Origin of the sequence: Amycolatopsis sp. WGS_07, assembly GCF_045278895.1 — a bacterium.
Taxonomy (GTDB): domain Bacteria; phylum Actinomycetota; class Actinomycetes; order Mycobacteriales; family Pseudonocardiaceae; genus Amycolatopsis.
Map to the genome: position 1 here is coordinate 2,791,781 of NZ_CP136053.1, position 17,048 is coordinate 2,808,828.

A 17,048-nucleotide genomic window follows, 5' to 3' on the forward strand; every position below is an offset into this window, starting at 1 on the left:
CCCGCGACACGGTGCGACAGCCGGGTCGCGGAAGTACTGCTTCAGTCGCCCAGCTTGACTGCGCGGCGTACGTCATCGGCGTAGGCCTTCGGCTGTTCCCAGGCCGCGAAGTGGCCACCGGCGGGGTGTTGCACGTAGTCGCGGATGTTCAGGAACGCCTCGGCGTAGCTTCGCGGCTCCGGTTTGGTGTCGTGCGGGAACACCGACAGCAAGGTCGGCGTATCGATCCGGTCGGGGATGGTGGCTGGTTCGGCGTAGGTGGCGAAAGAGGTGCCGATCGTGCCGGTGACCCAATAGGCGGTGACCCAGGTGAGAAGCTCGTCCGGAGTGAAGACCGGGCCGTCGGACCAGGCCTGGAGTTTCTCGACGATCCACGCCGCGAGGCCGGCGGGTGAGTCGCCGAGGGCGACGGCGAGCGTGTTCGGCCGCGTCGACTGCTCCGCGATGTAGCCGCCTTCGGTCCGGAACCACTGCGCCGCTCGGCTGAGGTAGGCCGCCGCGTCGGGCGCGAGCTTCGCCGGGTCCGCGGTGAACGCGTGCTGCGGGGCGACGTTCGTGAGGTGCAGGGCAGCTACCCGGTCCGGGTGTTCGCTCGCGAGGACCTCCGCGACGGCGCCACCCACGTCGCCGCCGGACACCGTGTACCGCGAGTAGCCAAGCTGGTCGAGAGCATCCGCGACGATCTCGGCGATCCGGTTGACCGACATGCCGGGACTGGTGAGCGGAGCCGCGAACGGGAAGCCCGGCAGCGCGGGAACCACCACGTGCAGGTCCGCGAGCAAAGGCAGGACGCGCTCGAACCGCAACACCGAGTCCGGCCAGCCGTGCAGCAACACGACAACCGGGGCGTCGGGATCCGCGGACCGCTGGTGGATGACGTTCAGGTCGGCGTCGCCCGCCCGCACTGTCACCCAGGGGAACCCGCCGATGCGGCGCTCGTGCTCGCCCCAGTCGTACCCGTTCGCCCAGCGTTCGAGCAGTTCATCGAGGCGGGTGCCGCTGATGCCGCGCGTCCCGTCGTCACTCCACGGGGTCGTGACCCGCCGCGTCCGCCGGAGCCGTTCCCGCATCTCGTCGTTCATGTGTATCAGCGTACACATGATGTGTATGCTGATACACATGCCAGTTCGCGACGCGGCCGCCACGAAGCAGCGGATCCTGGAGCACGCGCAACGCCAGTTCGCCCGGCACGGATACGCCGCGATCACGGTCAAAGGCGTGGCCGACGCGGCCGGCGTGTCGCCCAACCTCATTACGCGCTACTTCGGCGGCAAGGACGGCCTTTTCCTAGCGGCAACCCGGGTGGAGATCCCGGTCTCCGACGTTTTCGACGGCGACCGTTCCACGCTGGGATCGCGCCTCGCGGCGAGCATCGTCCAGCGCTGGTTCGGTGCACCCGGGGAAGATCCGCTGCTAGTGCTGCAACGCGCATCCGGCGAACGCCCGGAGGCGGCGGAAGCGCTGGCCGCCTTCCTCGACGCGAACTCGCTGGAGAAGCTGCACCGCTACCTGCACGACAGCGGCATGGACGACGCGGAAGCCCGCAGCCGAGCCGAGGCGATCGACGCCTTCGTGCTCGGCGTCTCGACCCGCCGCCGGGTCCTGCGTTCCGAACTCGGCAACCCAGCCGATCTCGAGGCCTGGCTGAGCACCATCATCCAACGCCTCGCCGACGGGTGATGCACGACAGGAATTCCGCGAGGTAACCGTCAGGAACGACCGCCGGGTTGCCAGTGGTGCACCTCGATCGCCGCATAGCGTTTAGCGGTAAGGATTTCCCGCGCCGCACGCACGTCCGCGGCCTGCACCAGAGCCGCGGTGCCGAGCCAGGTGGTGCCGTCGTCTGACCACAGTGGACCGTAGGCGATCAAGGCCGCCGAGGAGGGTGGTTCGAGGTCGGCGGCGGGGCCGGAACCCAAGCCCAGCACCAAATACCGGTTTCCTGCCGCCAGATCTCCGGGGAATTCCCACATGGTGCGGCCGAGAGCGTTGTCCCAGCGGCGGATCAGCACGTCCCGGTAGGCACCGGCCTGGTAATTCGGTTCGGCGAAAGCGAATTCGCGGGCCGCGGCGGCGTCCGGGAGGTCGACGATGTGCACGCTGCCGGTGGGGACCTCGCCGTCCATGGTCGGGCCGCGGGCGATCAGTTCGGCGGCGTAACCGTCCATATAGGACCAATGTGGCTCGACCAGCTCGGCGCGCAACGCGGCGGAGCCGGGGCGGTCCCGGTGGTAGCAGAAGAACTTCACCGGGCGAGTCTGCCGCACCCCGCGGACTGCCGGGTGCGAATTCGCCAAGACCGGCGTACGGTAGTAGTTGAAGTTTCAAACACTTGGAGGCAGTCATGGCGACCCGCACCCCGGTCCTGTACCTGAGCCACGGGGCGCCGCCGCTCGCCGACGACGCGACGTGGACCCGGCAGCTCGCGGAATGGTCCGCTGACCTGGCGAAACCTCGCGCCATCCTGGTCGTCTCGGCGCATTGGGAGGAGGCTCCGCTGACGCTCGGGGCCACCACGACGGTCCCGCTGGTCTACGACTTCTGGGGCTTCCCCGAGCGCTACTACCAGGTCAAATACGCCGCGCCCGGCGCGCCGGAGCTGGCCGCGCGGGTGCGCAAGCTGCTGCATTCGACCGCGACCCCGGTGCACGACGCCCCGGACCGCGGCCTTGACCACGGCGCGTACGTCCCGCTGGTCGAGATGTTCCCCGATGCCGACGTTCCGGTGCTGCAGATCTCCATGCCCTCGCTCGACCCGCGGGCGCTCTACGACCTCGGCCGCAAGCTCGCGCCGCTGCGCGACGAGGGCGTGCTGATCATCGGCAGCGGCTTCTTCACCCACAACCTCCGCGCGATGCGGGAGGTGAACGGCTCCGACGGAACCCCGCCGGGATGGTCGGCCGAGTTCGACCACTGGGGCGACGAGATGCTGCGCGCCCGCGACCTCGACGCGCTGCTCGATTTCCAGCACAAGGCCCCGGCCGCCGCGATGGCGCATCCGCGGATCGAGCACTTCGCGCCGCTGTTCGTGTCGCTCGGCGCCAGCTCGGGCGAGGGCGACGGCCGCACGGTGATCGACGGCTTCTGGCACGGGCTGGCGAAGCGGTCGCTCGAATTTTCCTGACCCAGCACGCAAAACGGGCCCGGAAGCACGTGGCTTCCGGGCCCGTTCGGGGTTACCCCCGGCACGCTTCAGGCGAAGCGGTTCACTTCTTGAAGAAGCTGGTCACCTTCGCGGCCAGCTTCTGCAGCGCACCCAGCTGAGCGGTCGCGTCACCGGCACCCGGAGTGGTCGGCAGGGTCGTCGGGGCACCCGGAACGGCGGGCACCGCGGCGACGGCGGGCAGCTGGTTCAGCGTCGGCAGCGAGGTCTTCACCGGCAGCTGAGCGGGAACGCCCGGAACGTCCGCACGCTCGGCACCCGCACCCGGCAGGGCCGGAACGCCCGGCAGACCCGGAACCGACGGGGCCGTCGGCAGGGTGATGCCGTGCTGCAGCCCGGACACCGAAGGCAGCACCGAAGCGCCCTTCAGCTGGTTCAGCTGACCGAGCCCGGACAGGCCGCTGACCTGCGGCACGTCGGCACGCTCGGCACCCGGCAGCGCCGGGGCGGGCAGCGTGGTGGCGGTGGGCAGACCCGACAGGCCCGGCAGCGCCGGAGCCGACGGCAGCGACGGCGCGGCCGAGGAGCCACCCGGCACGGCGGGCAGCGCGGGGAGCTGGTCAGCGCCCATCTCGCCGCCGATCGGCACGTCGATGATCGGGTCCTCATCGACATCGGTCGAGTTGGGGGCCTCGGCGGTGGCCACGCCGAGCACCTCCAGCGGCACGCCGTAGACCTGCACCAGCGCACCCAGCGGGTGGTAGAAGTCGAAGCCGGAGAGGCCTTCGCCGGTGCCGTCGGTGTTGGTCGCGTCGTCGCCGACGGTCACGTCGGTGACGTTGTCGCCGACCGCGTGCGACGTGCCGGCCGCGGCGACCCCGTCGCCGAAGACCTGCGCCACGGCCGGAACCGGGAAGTCGAGGATGTCGCCCGAGATCGAGCCCTCGGTGCCCGAGGTGGTGTCCTCGCCGGCGTCGGTGACGACGGTGTTGTTCATCGAGTCGCCCGAGGCCACGCCCGCCGCGGAGACCGCGTCGCCGAAGACCTGCGCGACCGGAGCGGCGTCCGCGCCGACGATGTCGCCCGCGACCGCGCCGCCGTCACCGTTGGTGTCGGCGTCGCCGCCCGCGGTGGAGGTGACGTCGTTGGTGGCGGTGCCGTGGCCGAGCGCACCCCCGGCGACCCCGTCGCCGAAGATCGTGCCCGCACCGGCGATCGGAGCCTTGACGATGTTGCCGGCGAGCGCGCCGTCCTTGCCGTCGGCGCTGGCGTCGCCGCCCGCGGACGAGTCGGTCAGGTTGTCCGCCGTGCCGGTGCCGATGCCGGCCACCGAGCCGCCGACGCCGTGGCCCTGCACCGGCAGCGAGACCGGAGCCTCGACGAGGTTGCCCGCGCCAGCGCCCTGCGCGCCGGTCGCGTGCACGTCGCCGCCCGCGGTGGAGGTGGTGTCGTTGCTGGACTTGCCGTGGCCCTGTCCGACGAACGACGCACCGGTGCCGAACACCTGCACCGGCAGGGAAGCCGGGACGGTGCCGAGGTTCGAGCTGAGGAAGCCGTTGTCGTCAGCGGTGTTGCCGCCGCCGCCCGCCTTCACGACCTTGGTCTCGGAGCCGTCGGCCGAGCCCTGCCCGATGAACGAACCGCCAACGCCGAACACCTCGGCCGGAGCGGCGACCGGGACCTGCACGATGTTGCCCGAGCCGGACGAGTCGTTGCCCTGGCTGCCGTCGTAGTTGCCGGCGGTCACGGTCTTGGTCTCGGTCGAGGTGCCCGAGGCCTGGCCGATGTGGCTGCCGCCGATGCCGTGCACCTCGGGGGCGCCCGCGATCTGGCTGTTGACGATGTTGCCGGTCAGCGTGGAGCCGTTGCCGCGGGTGTAGCTGCCGTCGCCGGAGGTCGCGGTGGTGGTGTTGTCGCAGTTGGCGACCGCGCGGCCGATGTAGGTGCCGCCCACGCCGCAAGCCTCGACCGGGAGCGCCACGGCCGGGTCGACCACGTTCGCCGAACCGGCGGCGTCGTTGCCGCTGGTCTCCACGAAGCCGCCGGACTCGGCGGTGGTCTCGTGGGTGGAGCTGCTCTGGCGGCCGGCTTCCGTACCGGTGTCGGCGTTGCCGATCCACGAAGCGGCGACGGACGCGACGTTCGCGACCGGGCTCGCCTGCGCGGCGGCGGCGTTCCCGGACAGGAACGACTCGTCGCCGTTGCTCTCGATGTAGGTCGGGATGTGGTTCAGCTTGCCGGTGCGGGTGTCGCCCGCCTTGGCGTCGGCCGAGGAGCTGGACACGGAGTCCGCGTCCGAGCCCCACGCGCCGGCGGCGTTGCCGTTGAACTTCACCGGCAGCGCGATCGGCGCGCCGACCACGTTGCCGCTGCCCGCGGCGCCCTTGCCGTCCGAGGCCATCGAGCCGCCGGAGGTGGCGGTGGTGTCGGCGGTGTAGTCGCTGTAGGCGTTGCCGAGGATCCAGGACGCGGCGTTGCCGGTCACCTGGACCGGGGTCGCGAACTGGCCGCCGACGACGTTGCCGGACAGGCCGGAGCCCTCGCCGGTGGTGTCGATGTTGCCGGTCTCGGTGGTGCTCTGGTGCGCCGAACCGCCCTTGACCGCACCGCTGCCGCCGGCCAGGCCGACGCCGTTGCCCGCGATCTGCACCGGGAGCGCGTAGTCGAGCGCCACGACGTTGCCCGCGATGCCGGAGTGCTTGCCGTCGGTCGCGATGTCCTGGTTGTGGTTGTACGTCTGGTCGTGCGAGGTGCCGTCGACGTGCGCGTCGCCGATGACGCCGACCGCGTTGTCCACGACCTGGATCGGGACGACCACGTCACCGCTGACCTTGTTGCCCTTGAACGCGTCGTTCGTCGGCGTGATCTGCCGCGGCGCGTCGGTCTTCGGGAGGCTGCCGGTCAGGTTGCCCGCGGAGCCGGCGGGCGTCTTCGCGGAAGCGAGCGCCTCCTTCGCGGCCGAGGTGACGGGCTTGGTGCTGATCTCGTTCTTGACCGCCGGGAGGTCGGCCTGGCCGAGCGGCGTGCCGATGGCGTTGTTCGACGTGTCGACCGGAACGGTGACGTTCAGGTCGAGCGGCGAGGCCGGGGTGTCCGGGTTGACGTTCTCGTCGGCCGAGGCGATGCCGGTGCCCAGCATCAGCAACCCACCCGTGACCAACGCGGTCTGGAGTCCGCGCTTTGCCCAGGTCTGCATGGGATTTTTCTCCTTCATATCGGGGTCCCTTGCGGGTTCGTGGCGGTGCGGAATGCACCGGGGAATGCGTGCGCGGAAATTGCGCAGCGCGCGAAAAACCCGCGGGATATCTGTCGATGACGGCGACGGCGCACAAAGGTGGCCGAGGGTGCGTCAAAGACCCCGCGGGGGAAGTGGATCAGTCAGGAGTGACGCCGGGCTGCTCGCCCGGGGTGCGCGGCGTGTGCGCGAGGCCGGTGCGGGTCGATCCCGCCACGGCGCTGTCGACGGCGTCGGTGACCCACGAGGGGACGCCGAAGTTCAGGCCGTCGAGGTGTCCGCCGGGCGCGGTGCTGCCACCGGCCGGCGAGTTCGGGATGGAGAGCGGCGCGGCCGGAAGCTGCGCCGGGGAGAACGGCGCGCCGGGCAGGCCGCGGTCGCCGTGGTGGCGCGACGGCAGCTCGGTGTCCGGCACCAGGTCGGTGGCCGGAGCGGCCATCGACGGGAAGACCGACTGCAGTGCGTCGGACGTGGTCATCGCGGCGGCGCCGAGGTTTTGCTCCGCCTCGGCGGGCTGCTCGGGGATGCCCGGCGCGGGCAGCTGCTCGGATCCGGACACTGGACCGGCGGGCAGCTTCGGCAGGTCGACCAGGTTCGCGGGAGCGCTCGGGTCGAGCAGATCCCACAGCTGCCGGCCGAAGTCCTGTGCGGCGGGCGGCGGGGTGGTCGCGTCGGCGATCACCTGGCGGGCGTCCTCCGGCTTGCGCGCGATGTGCTCGAGCGAGCCGAGCGTGCGCTGCACCGGCGAGACGACCGCGTGCTCGCCGAGATCGCTCACCGCCGTGCTGACCTTTCCGGCGGCCTCCTGGCCGCTGGCGAGGTCGTCCCGGTGCGGGACGCCGATCTGATCGAACGAGCAGGTGGGCCGCGACGCGCCTGGTTCAGACCACGTGGTGGCGCCCTGCCCGCACGACGAAAGTCCTTGCGCGGCACCGGCGACGTCGCCCGCGAAGCGGGACACGCCGTGGGTGACGTCGCCGATTCCGGCTGTCGTCGCGTCGGTGACCGGCGTGACGCTCGCACCGGGAGCGTCGGCGGTGTCGATGGTGTCCGCCGAAGCGGCGGACGAGGAGACGGTCCACGCGGCCGCGGTGGCCGCGAGTGCGCCGCCGACAACGAACAACGCACGCGACGCGAGACGGCCGAAGCGCGTCGCGCCCCGCCTCTCGTGCACAGCGTCGTTCGTCACAGGTGAATTCTCCTCGGGTAAAAATTGATTTCGGTTTTCGGCGGGAACGGCATAGTTCCGCGGTGGTGCAAAACCGAGACAACCAAATTTCTGGTCCGCCGCGCATCCTTGACACGGCTTGATGCCACCATCGTGTGAACAACACAGAGTGTGGCCGGGTCTCACGATGGGTCATCCCCGGAGAAGACGGCCGGTTACTCCAGAGTCGGTTCGCGCGGCACCGGCGAAGCGGTGATTCGCGCCCGCCGCTGGGCGATCCGCCCGGTTTTCGTCGACAGGGCCGATACGGTTGACCCCGTGAGCCAGCCTGGGCGCGGACACCGCGAACAACCGTCCCTTTCCGAACCAGTCGCCGACGTCACCGGCTTCATCCCGCGCGGCCTGCGCGTGTCCGCCGCGCTGTCGTGGCGGTTCATCGTGGTGATCGCCGCGCTGTACGCGGTGGTGTGGCTGCTGGGCTACCTGGCCTCGGTCGTCGTGCCGGTGTCGATCGCGCTGCTGCTTTCGGCGCTGCTGGCCCCCGCGGTGTCGCGGCTCGTGCAGATCCGCTTCCCGCGCGGGCTCGCCACCGCGATCGTGCTCGTGGCCGGGCTCGCCGTGCTCGGCGGGCTGCTGACGTTCGTGATCACCCAGTTCTCCAGCGGCCTTCCGGAACTGCAGCAGCAGCTGACCACGAGCCTCAACCAGATCAAGGACTGGCTGATCAACGGTCCGCTGCACCTGCGCCAGGAGCAGATCCAGGACTTCATCAACCAGGCCATCGGCTTCCTGCAGAACAACCAGGCGTCGATCACCACCACCGCGCTGACCACCGCGGGCACCGTCGGCGAGATCCTCACCGGCTTCGTGCTGACGCTGTTCGTCACGATCTTCTTCCTCGCCGGCGGCGACGGCATCTGGTCGTTCCTGGTGCGCGGCGTGCCGCAGCGCGTGCGCACCCGGGTCGACGTGGCCGGACGGCGCGGGTTCGCGTCGCTGGTCAGCTACATCCGCGCGACGGCCGCGGTGGCCGTGGTCGACGCGGTCGGCATCGGCATCGGGCTGTGGATCGTCGGCGTTCCGCTGGTGATCCCGCTGGCGACGCTGGTGTTCCTCGGCGCGTTCATCCCGATCATCGGCGCGCTGATCACCGGCGGCGTCGCGGTGCTGATCGCGCTCGTGTCCAAGGGCATCATCGGCGCGGTGATCGTGCTGGCCATCGTGGTCGGCGTGATGCAGCTGGAAAGCCACGTGCTGCAGCCGCTGCTGCTCGGCCGCGCGGTGCGGCTGCACCCGCTCGCGGTGGTGCTCGCGATCGCCATCGGACTGGTCGCCGCCGGGATCGCGGGCGCGCTGCTCGCGGTGCCGCTGCTGGCCGTGCTCAACTCCGGGGTCCGGTCGCTGCTGCACGAACACGATCCCGATCCGGCGACGGTCGACGCGCTGCACAGCCAGGCCGCGAACCCGAACGACAACCCCAAAGACTCCGGCGACGACAAGGACGCCGAGTCCGGCGAAGACGAGAAGTGAGCGTTCGTTCCACCCGGGATCCGGCGACGCCGCTGTGGCGCGGCGTCGTGGTGCTGCGTGTCGTCACGTGGCTGTTCGCGCTGGCAGTGGTGATCGCGCACCACACGGACTTTCAACGGCCGTGGCTGGCGTGGCTCGTCGTCGGCGTGATGGGCGCGTGGTCTGTCGTGTCGAGTCTCGCGTACATGCGCGAGAGCGGACGGCATCGCTGGCTGGTGATTTTCGACGTCGTACTCACCACGGCGCTCATGCTCACGTCGCCGTGGATCCTGTCGGACGCTCAGTACGACGCTGCTTCGCCGTTGATCACCACAGTGTGGGCAGCGGGCGGACCCCTCGCGGCGGCAACGCGCTTCGGTGCGCGCGGCGGCGTAGTGGCGGGCCTCGTGGTGGCAGTCGGTACGGGAATCGCGCGCGAGAAGGTCGATCTCGACGTCGTCCGCGACGGTGTGCTGCTGTGCGCGAGCAGTCTCCTTGTCGGCATGGCCGCGACGCTCGCGCGTAGCTCCGCCGAAGCACTCGCGCGCGCACTTCGCACCGAAGCAGCGACAGCCGAGCGTGAACGCCTCGCGCGCTCGATTCACGACAGCGTGCTTCAGGTGCTCGCGCGCGTACGGCGTCGCGGTCTCGAAGTAGGCGGCGAAGCAGCCGAGCTGGCGCGGCTCGCGGGGGAGCAGGAGATCGCGTTGCGCGCGTTGGTGAGCAGCGAGCCAGCGCGGTCCGGCGACACCGCGGATCTCCGTTCGGCACTGCAACTACTGGCGACCACGTCGGTGCAGGTGTCGACCCCGGCCGGCACCGTGGACCTGCCCGCGCACGTGACCGAGGAACTCGTCGCGGTCACCCGCGAGGCGCTGGCCAACGTGGAGAAACACGCTGGTCCGGATGCGCATGCCTGGGTGTTGCTGGAGGATCTCGGCGGCGAGGTCGTGGTGAGCATCCGCGACGACGGCCCTGGCATCGAGGGCGGCAGGCTGGAACGGGCGGCCGCCGAGGGCCGTCTCGGGGTAGTGAAGTCGATTCGCGGCCGGGTGGCCGACCTCGGCGGGACCGCGGTGCTGGACAGCGGCCCCGGCCGGGGCACGGAGTGGGAAGTGCGGGTGCCAGCCACGATGAGGGACGGACGATGACGGAACGGACGATCTCCGTGATGGTGGTCGACGACCACCCGATCTGGCGCGACGGCGTGGCCCGCGACCTCAGCGAGAACGGGTTCGAGGTGGCCGCGACCGCCCCGGACGCCCCGGCGGCGATCCGGATCGCGCGCGCGGTGCGGCCGGACGTGGTGCTGATGGACCTGAACCTCGGCGGCACGTCCGGGGTCGAGGCGACCCGCGAGATCACCACGGCCGCGCCGGACACGCGGGTGCTGGTGCTCTCGGCCAGCGGCGAGCACAGCGACGTGCTGGAAGCGGTGAAGGCGGGCGCGTCGGGCTACCTGGTGAAATCGGCGTCCGCGGCGGAACTGGTGGACGCGGTGCGCCGCACGGCCGACGGCGATCCGGTGTTCACCGCCGGGCTGGCCGGCCTGGTGCTCGGCGAGTACCGCCGGATGGCCGACGCCCCGGAGGGCGCGCCGGAGCCGCCGCGGCTCACCGACCGGGAGACCGACGTGCTCCGGCTGGTCGCGAAGGGGCTGACCGCCAGGCAGATCGCGGAGCGGCTGGTGCTGTCGCACCGGACGGTGGAGAACCACGTGCAGTCGACGTTGCGGAAGCTCCAGCTGCACAACCGGGTCGAGCTGGCGAGGTACGCGATCGAGCACGGGCTGGACGAGGACTGACCTCAGGAAGTCGCGACCCCGGCCTCCTGCTGCGCTGAGGCGAGTTTCGCCTTCCCCAGCCGCCACCCCGGTTCCCCCGGATGCCACGCCGCGACGGCCTCGTCGTCCAGGACCAGGTCGCCAGCTTCGGTCCACTCCAGGCCGGAGTGCTTCAGGTTCTTCGTCGAATACGGCATCGACGGAGCCTGCTGCCAGGTGCCGTCGCGCAGGTTCAACAGCCACAGGTCCCGGGTCTGCGTGCCGGTTCCGGCAAACGACGGAGTGCCGAAATCGACCACCGCGATGCCACCGTCTCGGTTGGGCAGCACGTACGGATGGGGCTCCGGCACCGGCAGGGTCACCGGTTTCCGCGCTCCGCTGCGCAGGTCGAGCACGGTCAGATCGGTCAGTCCGCCGAGGACCAGCCGGTCGCCGGCCGCGGCGAGAATGCGCGGCGACTGGTGCACGGTCCGTCCGGTGGCCGGGTCGATCAGCACGTCGACCGTGTCCGCGGTGCCGCTGCCGACGGTGATCAGCAACCCGCGCGACGTCTCGACCCGGACGCTCGTGCGGCACGACGCCACCGTGCCCCGGCCGAAGGAGACGCCGGTGAGCGCGACGTGCTCCAACCGGCAGAGGTCCGGGCTGTCCTCGCGGATCAGCCACACGCTGGTGCCGTCCGCACCCGGTGCCGCGCTCACCGCTTTGCCGAGCGACCGCGGGGTCGAAAGGCCCAGGTAGACATACACTTCCGCCGGTTCGCAGCCGGACGCCTGACAGGGCGGCGCGGTCAGCACGACCGGGGTGTGACCGGCGCGCAGCACCGACACCACCCGTTGCCCGCCGGGAACCCCGGGCAGCGTTCCGCGCACGCCCGAGTCGGCGTCGAACACCGTCGGCGGGGACGTGGCCAGCAGCAGCTCCACGCCGATCCCGCCGGTGGCGACGCGACCGTCGAGGCCGGTCGGCGGCGGGGTGGTCGGCTTCGGCCGGACCGACGACGTAGCCGGAGCGGGTGTGGGAGCCTCGCCCGTGCATGCGCTCAGCAGACAGCAGGCCGCGACCAGGGCGACCGACGCGCGGAATACGGGACCGTTCAGGGTTTTTCCCCGATCTGCCAGCGGAAATCGAGTTCTACCATCGAACCCATGGCCGAGGAAGAGACGACCGCCGCGCAGCCCGCGACCGAGACCAAGCCGTTGACCGCGCGCGACATCCGGGTGTCCGACGACGAGCGCGAACACGTGGTCGGGGTGCTGCAGAAAGCCATCGGGCAGGGGATGCTCACCCTCGACGAGTTCACCGAACGCACTGATCAGGCGCTCGCGGCGCGCACCAGGGGCGATCTCAACGCCGTCCTCGCCGACCTGCCGGGCCTGGTGCACCCTGGCGCGGCTCCGCAGTACTCGCCGCTGCCCGACCCGCCCGGCTACGGCCCGAACCCCGGGCTCGGCCAGCGGCTCGAACTCAACGCCAAGTACTCGTCACTGCAGCGCAGCGGCCCGTGGCAGGTGCCGGCCGCGATGGTGGTGCGCAACAAGTACGGCAGCACCAAGCTCGACTTCACCGAGGCGCGCGTCGCGACCCCGGTGGTGCAGATCGAACTCGACTCGAAGTGGGGTTCGGTCGAGCTGATCCTCCCGCAGCACGCGGCGGTGGACTACAACGCGATCACCGAGATCAAGTTCGGCTCGCTCGACGACAAGACCGGCAGCAACGGCCGCGCGGGGACCCCGCGCTACGTGCTGACCGGCCGCATCCACGGAGGCTCGCTGGTCATCCGCCACCCTCGGCGGGGCATCTTCGGCTGACCAGCGGCAGGCGCCGGATCCGGTACCCCATCTCTCGCCCGGATCCGGCGTCCCCTTACGCCGAAAGCGCGTCCGCGACCGCCTTGCGCGCCGAGGCCGGATCGGCGGTGGCGAGCGCCGCCGCCGCGATCTCGCTCGCCCGTTCCCGCGACACCGTCGCCAGGCTCGCGCCGACCGCCCGGATCGCCGGGGCGTTCATCGACAGGCTGGTCAGGCCGAGACCGGCCAGCACCAGCGCGAGCCGAGGGTCGGCCGCCGCCTCGCCGCACACGCCCGCCGGTTTGCCGGTCGCCTCCGCCGCGTCGCCAATCAGCTTGAGCAGGCGCAGCAAACCGGGCTGCCACGGGTCGTTCAGCTTCGCGACCGCGCCGAGCTGACGGTCGGCGGCGAAGGTGTACTGGGCAAGGTCGTTGGTGCCGACTGACACGAAATCGACCACTCCGAGGATTTCCCGCGCCAGCACTGCGGCGGCGGGAATCTCGATCATCACGCCCGCGCGCGCGATCCCGGCGGCGCGCACGCGCTCGGCGAACCACGCGGCTTCCTCGACGGTGCCGACCATCGGGGCCATCACCGAAACCTCCGCGCCGGAATCCTCCGCCGCGCCCGCGATGGCTTCGAGCTGCCGGTCGAGCACCTCGGGCCGGTCGAACGCGATCCGCAGGCCGCGGACGCCGAGCGCCGGGTTGGGTTCGTCGTCCGGGGACAGGAAGGCGAGCGGTTTGTCCGCGCCCGCGTCCAGCGTGCGCACGATGACCGGCTTGCCGCGGAACGGCGAAAGCACTGCGGCATAAGCTTTTCGCTGCTCTTCGACGGTCGGCTCGGCCGGTGCGTCGAGGTAGCAGAATTCGGTGCGGAACAGTCCGACGCCCTCGGCGCCCGCGTCCGCGGCGGCCTGCGCGTCGGCCGGGGAGCCGACGTTGCCGTACACCTTCACCCGATGTCCGTCGGACAGCTCGCCGACGCCGTTCCACTCGGCCGGGCCGGAAGCGGCGGCGGTGACGATCGGCGCGGACGCGTCGACTGCTTCGATCACCCCGGTGTCGCCGTCCACCGACAGCGCCTTCGCGTCGGAAGCCAGCAGACCGCGCACCGCGACGACGGCCGGAATTCCCAGCGCCCGCGCGAGAATCGCGGTGTGGCTCGTCGGGCCGCCTTCCTCGGTGACCAGCGCGAGCACCTTCGCCGGGTCGAGCCCCGCGGTGTCGGCGGGCGCGAGGTCGCGGGCGACGAGCACGCTCGGCGACGTCAGCTCGGGCACCCCGGGCGGGGCGACGCCGAGCAGTTCGGCGACGAGCCGGTCGCGCACGTCACGGACGTCGCGGACCCGCTCGGCCATGTACCCGCCAGCCGCCGCCAACGCGTCGGCGAAGCCCTCGGCGGCCTGGTAGACGGCGCGGGCCGCGGGTAGGTTCCGCGCCGTCACCAGCTGTTGAGCCTGAGCGGCGAGCGCCGGGTCGGCGGCCATCGCGGCGGTCGTGATGAGGATCGTCGCGGCCTCGCCGGTCGCGGCCTCGGCCTGCGCTTCCAGCCGCGCGGCGACTGCCTGCGCGGCGGGTTCGATCCGGGCCGCTTCCGCCGCCGGATCGTCCGGCGCGGGCGTGCTCGCGGGTTCCCCGAGCGGCTCGGCGACCCGCACGACGGGTCCGCTCGCGCGTCCGGGGCTCACCGCGACCCCGGTCAGCGAGGAACCGGAAGCGGACTCGGCCGGAGCGGCAGCACTCTCAGACATGGTCTAGACCATAGCTCACGTAGACGGCGATCTCCCGGGGCGCCGCACCCGTTTCCCGATTTCGCACCCGTTCGACCACCGGACGGACCTCCTCGTGCCACCAGGCGCTGGCCAGTTCCGCGCGGTCGCGGAGCACCCGGCCCCGCAAAGTCTGCCGGAAACCCCAGGCCTCCGCCGAGTCCGCGAGCCGGAACCAGTCCGCGGGGTCGTCCAGCCACAGGTCGGTCCGGTCCGCGTCAGGGAGTGGGACGCGTTCCAGGAACATCCGCTCGGCCTTCTTCGACGGCAGGTCCGCCAGCGTCAGACAACGCATCGCGAACGCGACCGTGCACACCGATCGCACGTCGGCCAGGATTTTCTCCGCACCACGCGCTCTGGCCAGCGCGATCCGGTGGTGCCCGTCCTCCACGAAGTACATGTCGCCCAGCCGCACGAGCCGCACTGGCGGCAACTCCCCGACGGCGTCGGCGATCGCCCGCCAGCGGTCGCGCAGGGCGCGGTTGCGGGGCCGGAACAGCCGGTCGAAGTCCTCGGCGCGGGCGAGCGACCCCACCACTCCGTCGACTGGCACGGACCGCAATCCCTCGTAGGTTTCCGCCGTCCGGCCCAGCGCGGCGAGGGTTTCGTCGAGCGGCATCAACGCCAGCGGATCACGCCGCCGCGCCGCCTTCCGCAACCGGGTCGCGTACCCCTGCCACCACGCCGAACCGAACGAATCGCCCACGTGATCCACAACACGTCGCGGGCGCGGCTCATTCCAGCTCGGCGGCGGTCGGATACGACGGCTGGGCACCGTGCCTGGTCACGGTCACCGCGGCCACCTTCACCGCCCGGTTGGCGGCTTCGACCAGGTCAGCACCGTCGGCGAGCGCGGCCGCCAAGGCACCGGCGAACGCGTCGCCCGCTCCGGTGGTGTCGACCGCGGCCACCTTCGGCGACTCGACGGTTGTCGACTTATCGCCCTCGATCACCGCCGCACCCTTGGCCCCGAGCGTCACGACCGCCGCGCGCGGGCCGAGTTCGAGCAGCTTGCGTGGATCCGCGTCGTCCGCGCCGAGCAGATAGGCGGCCTCATGCTCGTTGACCAGCAAAACATCGAGCGCGGCCAGCGTTTCCGCCGAGACCTCGGCCGCTGGGGAGAGGTTCAGCAGCACCCGCACCCCTTTTTCGCGCGCCCGCACTACCGCGCGTTCGACAGTCGGCAGCGGCACTTCCAGCGACGCGACGAGCACGCGGACGCCGTCCAGCGCCTCGTCGGTGATGTCGCCGGGTTCCAGCGCGGAGTTCGCACCGGGGGAGACGAGGATTGAGTTTTCCCCATCCGGAGTGACCGTGATGTAAGCGATTCCGGTGGGCCGCTCAACTGTCCGCACGAATTGCGTATCAACACCCGCGTCAGACAACGAATCGCGCAGCATTCGACCGTATGGATCGTCGCCGACCGCGCCGAGCAGCGCGACGTCCGCGCCGAGCTTTCCCGCCGCGACCGCGGTATTCGCCCCTTTGCCGCCGGGAGACAACGCGGTGTCGCCGCCCAGCACCGTCTCGCCGCCGCCGGGGCGACGGTCGACCGGCACCACCAAATCGGCATTCGCGGAGCCGACTACCAGTACCGCAGCACTCATGGCCGCCACTCTGCCACGGCCCGTCCTTTCCGCCATCTGTGCCCGAAAGTGAAAGCGTTTGTAACTTTCTCGGCGCTCAGTGCGACAATCAGGCGGAACAGCGGCTGTCCGTCACTCGATCGGGGGATCCGTATCCCCCGGGCGTCACTTCTGCGACGGGCTTCGCTCTTCTTCGAGCGTCACCGGACTTGAGCCGATGACGTTGCCCCGACCGGAAGCGCACCGGAGAGGGCATCGGGTCGCCGGCGCCGATCACGTAGCCCCCCGAGTGATCGGCGTCGGCGGCGCCCCGATTCGCGCGCCAGGCCCTAAATCGGTGTCCAGACCACCTAGACTGCCCAGATGAGCAGCCCCACACGCAGGGGTCGCGCGCGAGCGGCTACCGAATCCGACATCCGCCGGACCGCGCGGAAACTGCTGGTAGGCCAGGGCCCGGAAGCCGTCACGCTGCGAGCCATCGCCCGAGAGCTTGGCATCACCGCACCAGCTCTCTACCGCTATTACGAATCTCGCGACGACCTGCTGGAGAGCCTCCGGCTCGACGTCTGCACCGATCTCGCCGCCGAAATCGCCGAGGACATCGCGGAGCTGAAGGACGAGGGCCTGCTGCAGCTGTTCCAGATCTGCAAAGGGTTCCGCCGCTGGGCGCTGACCCACACCAAGGAGTTCACCCTGGTGTTCGCGTCGCCGACCGGGGCCACCGGCACCGCGACCGGCAGCGCGCTGCGCAGGCTCGACGAGCCGTTCGGCCGGATCTTCCTTGCCGCGGCGGGCCACGTGCTCGCCCAGCACGACCTGGTCATGCCGCCCAACGACGTGGTCCCGCCCGAACTCCGCGACGACCTCACCGCGTTCCAGGAAGACCTGCTCACGGTGCTCAAGGAGTCCGGGCGGGAGATCCCGGCGGAGAAGCTGGACCTCGGGCTCACGTACCTGATGATCACCTTCTGGGCGCGGCTCTACGGCCACGTGACCCTCGAGGTGTTCGGCAACTACCCGATCCCGGTGTCCAAGCCGGACGTCCTGTTCGAGGCCATGCTCACCGACCTCGCCCGGGACGTCGGCCTCTACCGCGACTGAGC

Annotated in this window: 15 protein-coding genes; 7 read left to right on the plus strand and 8 right to left on the minus strand. The window is 71.0% G+C overall.

The window, feature by feature from the left end; genetic code table 11:
* Positions 1–41: 41 nt before the first annotated feature.
* Positions 42–1,082 carry an epoxide hydrolase family protein gene (locus RPX00_RS13095; protein ID WP_406639791.1) on the minus strand — a complete coding sequence of 347 codons (1,041 nt, stop codon included), beginning with the start codon at positions 1,080–1,082 and terminating at the stop codon, positions 42–44.
* Positions 1,083–1,119: 37 nt separating this feature from the next.
* On the opposite strand from RPX00_RS13095, the gene RPX00_RS13100 reads away from it, so the two are divergent.
* Positions 1,120–1,680, plus strand: a complete 561-nt coding sequence (locus RPX00_RS13100; RefSeq protein ID WP_406639792.1) for a TetR/AcrR family transcriptional regulator — start codon at positions 1,120–1,122, stop codon at positions 1,678–1,680.
* A 29-nt stretch (positions 1,681–1,709) separates the two neighbouring features.
* Here the strand turns inward: RPX00_RS13100 and RPX00_RS13105 are convergent, their stop codons facing one another.
* Positions 1,710–2,249 carry a YciI family protein gene (locus tag RPX00_RS13105; protein WP_406639793.1) on the minus strand — a complete coding sequence of 180 codons (540 nt, stop codon included), beginning with the start codon at positions 2,247–2,249 and terminating at the stop codon, positions 1,710–1,712.
* A 95-nt stretch (positions 2,250–2,344) separates the two neighbouring features.
* Here RPX00_RS13105 and RPX00_RS13110 point away from each other — a divergent pair, with 95 nt between their 5' ends.
* Positions 2,345–3,124 (plus strand): dioxygenase, encoded by a 780-nt coding sequence (locus RPX00_RS13110; protein ID WP_406639794.1) that lies wholly within the window; start codon positions 2,345–2,347, stop codon positions 3,122–3,124.
* A gap of 82 nt (positions 3,125–3,206) precedes the next feature.
* Here the strand turns inward: RPX00_RS13110 and RPX00_RS13115 are convergent, their stop codons facing one another.
* Together RPX00_RS13115 and RPX00_RS13120 are read right to left on the minus strand one after the other, a co-directional pair.
* Positions 3,207–6,299 (minus strand): beta strand repeat-containing protein, encoded by a 3,093-nt coding sequence (locus RPX00_RS13115; RefSeq protein WP_406639795.1) that lies wholly within the window; start codon positions 6,297–6,299, stop codon positions 3,207–3,209.
* 178 nt (positions 6,300–6,477) lie between these two features.
* The gene (locus RPX00_RS13120; RefSeq protein ID WP_406639796.1) at positions 6,478–7,527 is read right to left on the minus strand and encodes a hypothetical protein; all 1,050 of its coding nucleotides are present in this window, start codon (positions 7,525–7,527) and stop codon (positions 6,478–6,480) included.
* 297 nt (positions 7,528–7,824) lie between these two features.
* Between RPX00_RS13120 and RPX00_RS13125 the strand changes: the two genes are divergently transcribed.
* The 3 genes from RPX00_RS13125 to RPX00_RS13135 are packed head-to-tail and all read left to right on the plus strand — an operon-like array spanning position 7,825 to position 10,819.
* A complete protein-coding gene (locus RPX00_RS13125; protein ID WP_406639797.1) occupies positions 7,825–9,036 on the plus strand; it encodes an AI-2E family transporter in 1,212 nt (403 codons plus the stop codon).
* Positions 9,033–10,166, plus strand: coding sequence for a MacS family sensor histidine kinase (macS, locus tag RPX00_RS13130; RefSeq protein WP_406639799.1), 1,134 nt, complete (start codon positions 9,033–9,035; stop codon positions 10,164–10,166). Before RPX00_RS13125 ends, macS begins: the two co-directional genes overlap by 4 nt.
* The gene (locus tag RPX00_RS13135) at positions 10,163–10,819 is read left to right on the plus strand and encodes a response regulator (protein WP_378308673.1); all 657 of its coding nucleotides are present in this window, start codon (positions 10,163–10,165) and stop codon (positions 10,817–10,819) included. Before macS ends, RPX00_RS13135 begins: the two co-directional genes overlap by 4 nt.
* Positions 10,820–10,821: 2 nt before the next feature.
* On the opposite strand, the gene RPX00_RS13140 is transcribed toward RPX00_RS13135, so the two are convergent.
* Positions 10,822–11,724, minus strand: a complete 903-nt coding sequence (locus tag RPX00_RS13140) for a hypothetical protein (RefSeq protein ID WP_406639800.1) — start codon at positions 11,722–11,724, stop codon at positions 10,822–10,824.
* Between the two features lie 222 nt (positions 11,725–11,946).
* Here RPX00_RS13140 and RPX00_RS13145 point away from each other — a divergent pair, with 222 nt between their 5' ends.
* Positions 11,947–12,609, plus strand: a complete 663-nt coding sequence (locus RPX00_RS13145) for a DUF1707 domain-containing protein (protein WP_406639801.1) — start codon at positions 11,947–11,949, stop codon at positions 12,607–12,609.
* 55 nt (positions 12,610–12,664) lie between these two features.
* Here the strand turns inward: RPX00_RS13145 and ptsP are convergent, their stop codons facing one another.
* The 3 genes from ptsP to RPX00_RS13160 are packed head-to-tail and all read right to left on the minus strand — an operon-like array spanning position 12,665 to position 15,966.
* Positions 12,665–14,341 (minus strand): phosphoenolpyruvate--protein phosphotransferase, encoded by a 1,677-nt coding sequence (ptsP, locus tag RPX00_RS13150; protein ID WP_406639802.1) that lies wholly within the window; start codon positions 14,339–14,341, stop codon positions 12,665–12,667.
* Positions 14,334–15,065, minus strand: a complete 732-nt coding sequence (locus tag RPX00_RS13155) for a hypothetical protein (RefSeq protein WP_406639803.1) — start codon at positions 15,063–15,065, stop codon at positions 14,334–14,336. Before RPX00_RS13155 ends, ptsP begins: the two co-directional genes overlap by 8 nt.
* A gap of 28 nt (positions 15,066–15,093) precedes the next feature.
* Complete coding sequence (locus RPX00_RS13160; RefSeq protein WP_406639804.1) at positions 15,094–15,966, minus strand: ribokinase; 873 nt, start codon at positions 15,964–15,966, stop codon at positions 15,094–15,096.
* 342 nt (positions 15,967–16,308) lie between these two features.
* On the opposite strand from RPX00_RS13160, the gene RPX00_RS13165 reads away from it, so the two are divergent.
* A complete protein-coding gene (locus RPX00_RS13165; protein ID WP_406639805.1) occupies positions 16,309–17,046 on the plus strand; it encodes a TetR/AcrR family transcriptional regulator in 738 nt (245 codons plus the stop codon).
* Positions 17,047–17,048: the final 2 nt, after the last annotated feature.